Here is a 7,436-nt window from a genome sequence, read left to right on the forward strand (position 1 = left end):
CAGAAGTAACAGCGCTCATTCCTTATAACACTATGCTCCGCGAAGCCAGTCGTAAGCGACGTAGTGTTGATAGCAAAGTGATGAACTGGTCGTACGACGAAAAAGCCGATGAATACACGGACAACGACGGCGTCGTTTTCAAATGGCATAATTATAGTCATCGTACTGACAAGAATGGTATAACCCGTGATTTCAAAGTTTATCGTGCGGAAGCAAAGGATGAAAATAACCAAGATATTCCAGCGGCATATACAAAAGGTGGCAACGTTCGCCAAATCAGTATTAACCCCTCATGGGAATATCAGAAAGCGTGTATGCGAGAAAGCCTCTCTGACGAAACCAACGCTTCAATTTACGCACGTCGTAAAATTGAAAACGAGCCAGTTTTTGGTCGGATGAAGGCTCATTTTGGCGTGGGCAAATTCATGGTATGCCGCGGTTTGCGAAACGTGAAAATAGAAACCGGACTGGTTATGATGGCCATGAATATGACGAAAATGGCCACCATGGCGAGATAAAATCTCGTTGTTTTTGGATAAAAAGAAAGAAGGAGAAGAAATCCAACGGATTTTCTTCTCCTTCTTCATTTTCAGCTAGAACTGTTCTGTCCCAACCTCTTTTACGCTTGGTAGAACGGCAATAAAGCCATTTCTTTCGTGTTTTACTTAAACAATGCCCAGTACAAAGTTGAAGCGACGACTGCACCAGCGATTGGGGCCAAGATGGCAACCCAAGCGTACTCCCAGTGTGATGATCCCTTGAACTTCAATGGCAACATGGCGTGAATCAATCGTGGTCCAAAGTCACGGGCGGGGTTCAAACCAGGTCCAGTTGCACCACCTAATGACGTAACCAACGTTGCAACTAGGACACCAAGTGCTAGACCGACAATACCCTTATAAGCTTCAGATGAAATAATTCCCAAAGCACCAAATACTAAGACAAATGTACCAACGAATTCGTTGATAAAACCATTTAGTCGTGAGTTAGCAGCATCAGTTGTTGAGAATGGCGCGAAAACGGCGTCAACGTTTGTTGTCAAGTCAAAGTATGGCTTGTATGCGGCTACCACTAACATTTGACCAAACATAGCTCCCAAAACTTGGGCGATAATGTATGGCAAAACTTCTGACCAAGGGAAGTCGCCTACAACGGCCAAGGCCAACGTGAAAGCGGGGTTAATTTGAGCAGAGAAAGCACCAAATGCCATTGCTGGGATAGCCACACCAGCACCGTAACCAATGGCGATGTTCAGCCAACCAGTTTCTTCTCCCTTTGTGTTCTTCAATTCTGTGTTGGCAACGGATCCGTTACCCAATAAAACCAAAAATGCTGTTCCAAAAAATTCAGCGAACAAGCGCACTACTAATGAGTGGTCCATAATTCCTCCAAAAAAAGTGACATGTTTAACCAAAACAAATTATGTCGCATTTCTGCGCACACACGAACGCTTACCAATTTATCAAACATTCGTTGTGATAACAAGAAATATTAAGGGCGTTTAACAAGTTTGTAAAATTATGCACATGATACGAAGCGACTGTGAAAGTATCCCAGGCTTAGTTTACCCGAATGGATAATCCATACACACAACGGACTAATAATATTAGATTCACTTTCATTGAAACGCTTTCAATAAACAGGTAGAATTAAAGATATCAAATATGTTTGGAGGCAGAACTATGACACCAGGTCAAATTGCATTAATTATAATCGCAGTCGCGGTTTTGTTATTGGTGCTATTTATCGGCTTGTTCCTTGTGCGTTTAACGCGCACGTTGGGCGTAATTACCCGCGATGTCGATATTATTGCGCGCGAAGCGAATGATATTATGGCAAACGCGAATACTTTATTGAATGACGTAAATGGCAAAGTCGCCACAATTGACCCCGCATTCCAAGCGGTGGCTGATTTGGGCACGTCGGTTTCAGAATTGAACGCTGCAACCCACGATTTGACTGGCAAAGTGAAGAAAACTGCTTCATCACGGGGTGCCAGTGTTGCATCAGCGGTAACCGCAGTTAACGGATTCCGTAAAGCACGTAAGTCTCAAACATCATCAAGAAAATAATTGGAGGGTAAACGCATGTCTAAGGGTAAGGGATTTCTAGCAGGATTGTTGTTTAGTGGTGTAGCTGCCGCAGCTGGGTACGCCTACTACAAGAGTTTGTCAGCTGAGGAGCAAAGCAAGTTGAAGGCAAAGGTTGATGACGTTGTTGTGGATGTTCGCGACAAGGCAGTGGATTATACGTATGCTGCAACAGATGCCGTTGCTTCAGTTCGTGATCGTGCCGATGAACTTGTGGCTGAAAAAGGATTGGACGGTAAAGTTGCCGATTTGAAGTCGCAAGCGTCTGAAAAGACGGCCGGCATACGCGCTAAGGCGGATGATTTGAAGGCTCAAGCACAAGATTTAGCTGACCAAGCGAAGTCAAAGGCGTCAGAGGTTAAGGATCAAGTCCGTAGCAAGGTTGCCCCAGAATTGTCTGAGGAAGACATTGACATTGTGTTGGATCCGACAGCGCCATCTTTGTCAGAGGCTTTTGATGATTTAGAAGAGCCAGTTTCGGTTGAAGAAGCAAAGACGATTACGCCTGAAGTTTTGGAACCATCGCAAGGGTTGTCAGAATCAGGTAAGAAGGGCTTGTCAGAGCTTTAATAACCAAAAAGAAAAGCGTATCACAGTAAACGTGATACGCTTTTCTTTTTGGTTATTACTTTGTAGAATCGCGGTCAATGTAGCCGTGTGGCAAGATGATGTTCTTTACTGCCAATTCTTCGTGATTCATTAATTTGGTTAGCATACGCATGGCAACTGCACCAAGATCGTAGATTGGTTGCGTGATTGATGACATTTGTGGCCGGGTCATCACGGCGATTTTTGAGTTATTATTTGTAATTAACTCAAAATCATCAGGTACGTTGACACCAGCGTCGGTTAGGCCATTTAACAAGCCGGCGGCCATTTCATCGTTAACAACAACAGCGGCAGTTGCTTTTGCTTCTTGGACCAGGGTAGCAATTTGATAACCTGATTGGTAATCGTAGTCACCTTGCAAGACTAGGCTTTTGTCATAGTCAACCCCAGCAACGGTAAGGGCATTCATGTATCCCTTAAGCTTAAACTCACGGTTAATGCCGTGATCTAGGCTACCGGTTACAAAGGCAACCCGTTTGTGGCCGTTCTTTAGCAACTTAGTAGTTGCTTCTCCAATTGCAGTTGTGTAGTCGATGTTGACAGAAGGTTGTTCTGAAACGTGGTCAACTGATCCAGCCAACACAATCGGCACATCAGCACGAGCAAATTCCTTGAGAATACCGTCGTCAATCAAATTTCCCATGAAGACAATCCCATCAACCTGCTTGCTCAAAAGATTTTCAAGCACTTGTAGTTCCTTTGTGTCGGACTCATCAGAGTTCGCTAGGATAATTTGGTAGTGGTACATTGCGGCCACGTCATCAATACCGCGTGCTAGCTCAGCAAAGTAGTGGTCCGTGACATCTGGAATCACAACACCAATTGTCGTTGTGCGACGTGAGGCAAGGCCGCGGGCAACTGCGTTAGGACGGTAGCCAAGGCGTTCAATCACCGCCTCAACCTTTTCTTTTGTTTCTTGCTTAACGTTGGCGTTGCCGTTAACAACACGTGAAACTGTAGCCATTGAAACCTTTGCTTCGCGGGCCACGTCGTAAATCGTGATGGTCTGCTTTTCCATGTCGATTCTCCTTTGGGTCTTGTATCTGTCTTTAAACAATCATGTTATTTTCATAGCTTGTTTTTCAAGCTCGTACCTTTGCATAACTGCAAGCGGTTACAATGTGATTGTACCATGTTTTCATACGTTATTTTCATAAAAATAATGAATTCACACAATGTTATATTCTAGCACACAATAATGAGGAGTTGCGCATTTTCTGAAAATGAGAGTACAATGAAAAGAAACGTGAAAAACGAGGATTCTTTAATATGACGGATAAGTTAGCAAAGATTCAAAATTGGCTGAATGAAAACCAATTGGATGTCGCCTATTTTTCAGATTTCCACTCAATTTCATATTTAACTGGTTTTGAATCTGATCCAATCGAGCGCGTTCTAGCGCTGGCTGTTTTCCCACAAGATGAACCATTTATTTTTGCACCAGCATTGGAAGTGGAAGCGGTTAAGGGGGCTGGGTGGACGCACCCCGTGTACGGGTATCATGATCACGAACAACCTTACCAATTGATTGCACAACATCTTCATGAGCACACGCAACATGCGACGACATGGGCCGTTGAAAAGGGACAAATGACATTGGACCAAGCAGCAGCATTGCAAACGGCAGTACCTGACGCAAAGTTTGTGGGTGACTTGTCACCAGTCATGGTTGAGATGCACTTGATTAAGACACCGGATGAAATTGCTAAGATGCACAAGGCTGGAGAAGATGCAGACCGAGCATTCGAATTTGCTTTTGCTGCGATGAAAGCTGGTGTGTCAGAGTTACAAGTGATGGCGAAACTTGAATATGACTTGAAGTCAGCCGGAGTTGTTGGCATGTCATTTGAGACCTTGGTTCAATTCGGTGCACACGCGGCCGAGCCTCACGGTGATACTGGTTCGACACTTTTGCAACGTGGGGATTTGGCATTGTTCGATTTGGGCACGATTTATGAAGGGTATGTGTCAGATGCAACCCGAACAGTTGCCTTTCAAACCGTCTCAGATCACCAACGAGATGTGTACAACGTGGTTTTAGAAGCGCAATTGGCAGCCCAGTCTCAAGCTAAGCCGGGTATGACAGCGGGAGAGTTGGATGCGATTGCCCGTGATATTATTACCAAGGCCGGCTATGGCGAGTACTTTGTACATCGTTTGGGGCATGGTATCGGCTCATCTGTACACGAGTCTATTCAAATTACGACAGGTAATGATTTGGTTTTGCAACCGGGCATGGCCTTCTCGATTGAACCCGGGATTTATATTCCTGGGGACCTGGGAATCCGAATTGAAGATTCTGTCGTGATGACGGAAACGGGTGCTGATTCATTTACGCATTCGTCAAAGGAATTGCGAATTATTGATTAGTTAACTAAAAAGCCACAAATCTTCCGATTATGAATCGGAAGATTTGTGGCTTTTGAGGTTGAAACAACAGTTGCTGTCTCATCCCTTTTTATTAATGCCAATTGGCAATGATTGTCTCGGCGCGTTCTTCTGTGTCGTTTGTCCAAGGCGTATTCTTCATCACTTGTAAGTGTGGTAACAAGGCATCTTGGTGGGCGGCGTGCTTAATCACCCAAACTAAGAATACGGGTTGATCGAGCAACCACAAGACATGGCGCGCCGTGTAGGTGGTTGTTTGGCCAGTGACCGGGTTAGGCTTGACGGGTGCGGTTAATTCAGGTGAAACGGCTTGTAAGGCAGTTGCTTCGGTTTCGAAAGTCTCTTCGATTTTCTTGCGCAAGTCCTTTTTGAACGCATCGAATTTAACGCGGTTCTTTTGCTTGTTTGGAAAGTCAACACCCCAGAGCTTGAGTAAGCTCATGATGTCGGTTAGGTTGTAAGTTGCCATTTGCAATCTCGATTCTCTTATTAGTTGGTAGTCTTAGCATAACACACTCAACCACAATGCGCGCAGAATTTACGGTGAGTCATTTGCTGAAGATACCGTGCGATATTTGATGCTTTCTGAAAATAAGCGTAACATAGATAAGTCGTCTTTTTTGGGCGATATTTTTTGCACGAAAACGGTGCAGGAATTGCAGTTATTTATTGTTGAGAAAGAAAGTAGAGGTTACTATGAATTCTGGAAAAGCCAAGATATTTAACCAGTCTTTCCTTGAGATTGCGCTGATAAATTTCCTAGTTTTAATCACATTCTATAGTTTGATTGTGGCAATTGGACCATACACTGTTGATGTGTTGCATTTGTCGACAGCGGTTAGTGGGTTGTTAGTTGGGATTGTTGTTATTGGTTCGTTGGTGATGCGAATGATGTCGGGAGCCATTTTGGTGAAAATTTCGACAAAGACAATGATGTTGATTGGTGCCTTCGTGCTGATTCCAACTATGGTTGCTTATCATTTTGCGACATCAATGATTGTGTTGCTATTAATCCGATTTATACAAGGTATGATGATTGGGTTAATTGGTACGGTGACAAATACAGCGGTCGTCTTTGTTGTGCCGACAGAACGTCGAAGTGAAGGGATTTCATATTTTTCACTAAGTACAGTTATTGCTACGGCCTTGGGTCCTTTCTTGGGATTGGCTCTGAGTGGCGTGAGTTATGGTTTCCTATTTAATGTTGAAACAGGAATCGCCGGACTGGCATTCTTGGTAACGTTATTTATTCACAAGTCAACGGTGGACATCAAGGCGCACACGGCGACGAAGACTACGACAACGGAAGCGCCGACCGGGTTGCATCGTTTTATGGAGCCCAAGGCTATTCCATTGGCTATGGCTTTATTCATTGCAACGTTGACGTATTCAGCGATTCAAAGTTATTTGTCCTTCTTTATGAAGGCCCAACATATGAGCCAGGTAACTGAATACTTCTTCTTGATTTACGCAGCGGTTATCTTCATCAGTCGGCCATTCACGGGTCGCTTGGCTGACAGTAAGAATGAGAATTTCATTATTTATCCAGCCTTGGTGTTGTTAGCAATCGGCTTTATTTTGTTGAGCAACGTTCATAATGTAGTTTTTTTCTTTTTGGCAGCGATTTTTATCGGATTGGGCTTTGGTAATTTCCAATCAGCTGCACAAACGACGATTTCAAAAATTGTACCACCTGAGCGTATATCTTATGCAACGTCAACGTATTTCATTTTCTTTGACTTGGCGTTTGGTGTTGGTCCATATTTGTTGGGATTAATCGAACCAAGTATTGGGTTTGCTGGACTTTACCAGTTGATGATTTTAGTGACCGTGATTGCATTAATCTGGTACTTCTTGTTTCATGGCCGTCGCGTAAAATAATTGGTTAAAGTCTTTTCAAGAAAAGTTAGCACAATTCATTAAAATCTGATACATTAGATTGAGATAGGATTCGAGTAGATTGTAAAAAAACGTCAGGGATAGGTCAGTGATGATCTAACTCTGGCGCTTTTTTGCGCTAACTCAGTTGGTGTGGAGGGGACTTTATCAATATGACTTGAAACAATTATGAATCAACGCTATAATATATCATTGTTGTGGAGACATGGCAGAGTGGTAATGCAGCGGACTCGAAATCCGCCGAGCCGGTGTAGAGCCGGTGCACGGGTTCAAATCCCGTTGTCTCCTTTTTTATTTAGATGGCTAACTGGCCGGAAAGATTTCGGTATTGAACCGAAGTTCTTCCGGCTAGTTTTTTTAATTTTCTCACTGAGACAATAGCGGTGATTAATAGTGGCTCTATGCCAAATAGCGTTGGTCGACAATGAATTTGAAAATTAACGCGATTTG

At 43.6% G+C, this 7,436-nt stretch carries 8 protein-coding genes and 1 tRNA gene; 6 read left to right on the forward strand and 3 right to left on the reverse strand.

What is annotated here, in order from left to right:
• A partial coding sequence (locus tag EST42_RS06745; RefSeq protein WP_209019482.1) for a transposase occupies positions 1 to 518 on the forward strand: 518 nt, incomplete at its 5' end.
• A gap of 143 nt (positions 519 to 661) precedes the next feature.
• On the opposite strand, the gene EST42_RS06750 is transcribed toward EST42_RS06745, so the two are convergent.
• Positions 662 to 1,381, reverse strand: a complete 720-nt coding sequence (locus tag EST42_RS06750; protein WP_134644777.1) for an MIP/aquaporin family protein — start codon at positions 1,379 to 1,381, stop codon at positions 662 to 664.
• Between the two features lie 301 nt (positions 1,382 to 1,682).
• On the opposite strand from EST42_RS06750, the gene EST42_RS06755 reads away from it, so the two are divergent.
• Both EST42_RS06755 and EST42_RS06760 read left to right on the forward strand, forming a co-directional pair.
• Complete coding sequence (locus EST42_RS06755) at positions 1,683 to 2,072, forward strand: DUF948 domain-containing protein (RefSeq protein ID WP_134644778.1); 390 nt, start codon at positions 1,683 to 1,685, stop codon at positions 2,070 to 2,072.
• Positions 2,073 to 2,087: 15 nt separating this feature from the next.
• Positions 2,088 to 2,660 carry a hypothetical protein gene (locus EST42_RS06760; RefSeq protein WP_134644779.1) on the forward strand — a complete coding sequence of 191 codons (573 nt, stop codon included), beginning with the start codon at positions 2,088 to 2,090 and terminating at the stop codon, positions 2,658 to 2,660.
• Between the two features lie 55 nt (positions 2,661 to 2,715).
• Here the strand turns inward: EST42_RS06760 and ccpA are convergent, their stop codons facing one another.
• Positions 2,716 to 3,717 (reverse strand): catabolite control protein A, encoded by a 1,002-nt coding sequence (gene ccpA, locus EST42_RS06765; RefSeq protein WP_134644780.1) that lies wholly within the window; start codon positions 3,715 to 3,717, stop codon positions 2,716 to 2,718.
• A gap of 251 nt (positions 3,718 to 3,968) precedes the next feature.
• On the opposite strand from ccpA, the gene EST42_RS06770 reads away from it, so the two are divergent.
• Complete coding sequence (locus EST42_RS06770) at positions 3,969 to 5,069, forward strand: M24 family metallopeptidase (protein ID WP_134644781.1); 1,101 nt, start codon at positions 3,969 to 3,971, stop codon at positions 5,067 to 5,069.
• A gap of 91 nt (positions 5,070 to 5,160) precedes the next feature.
• Here the strand turns inward: EST42_RS06770 and EST42_RS06775 are convergent, their stop codons facing one another.
• Positions 5,161 to 5,556, reverse strand: a complete 396-nt coding sequence (locus EST42_RS06775; protein WP_134644782.1) for a hypothetical protein — start codon at positions 5,554 to 5,556, stop codon at positions 5,161 to 5,163.
• A 227-nt stretch (positions 5,557 to 5,783) separates the two neighbouring features.
• Between EST42_RS06775 and EST42_RS06780 the strand changes: the two genes are divergently transcribed.
• Positions 5,784 to 6,968, forward strand: a complete 1,185-nt coding sequence (locus EST42_RS06780; RefSeq protein WP_134644783.1) for an MFS transporter — start codon at positions 5,784 to 5,786, stop codon at positions 6,966 to 6,968.
• 217 nt (positions 6,969 to 7,185) lie between these two features.
• Positions 7,186 to 7,274, forward strand: a tRNA-Ser gene (locus tag EST42_RS06785).
• Positions 7,275 to 7,436 lie beyond the last annotated feature (162 nt).

Source organism: Weissella cibaria (genome assembly GCF_004521965.1).
Lineage (GTDB): Bacteria > Bacillota > Bacilli > Lactobacillales > Lactobacillaceae > Weissella > Weissella cibaria_A.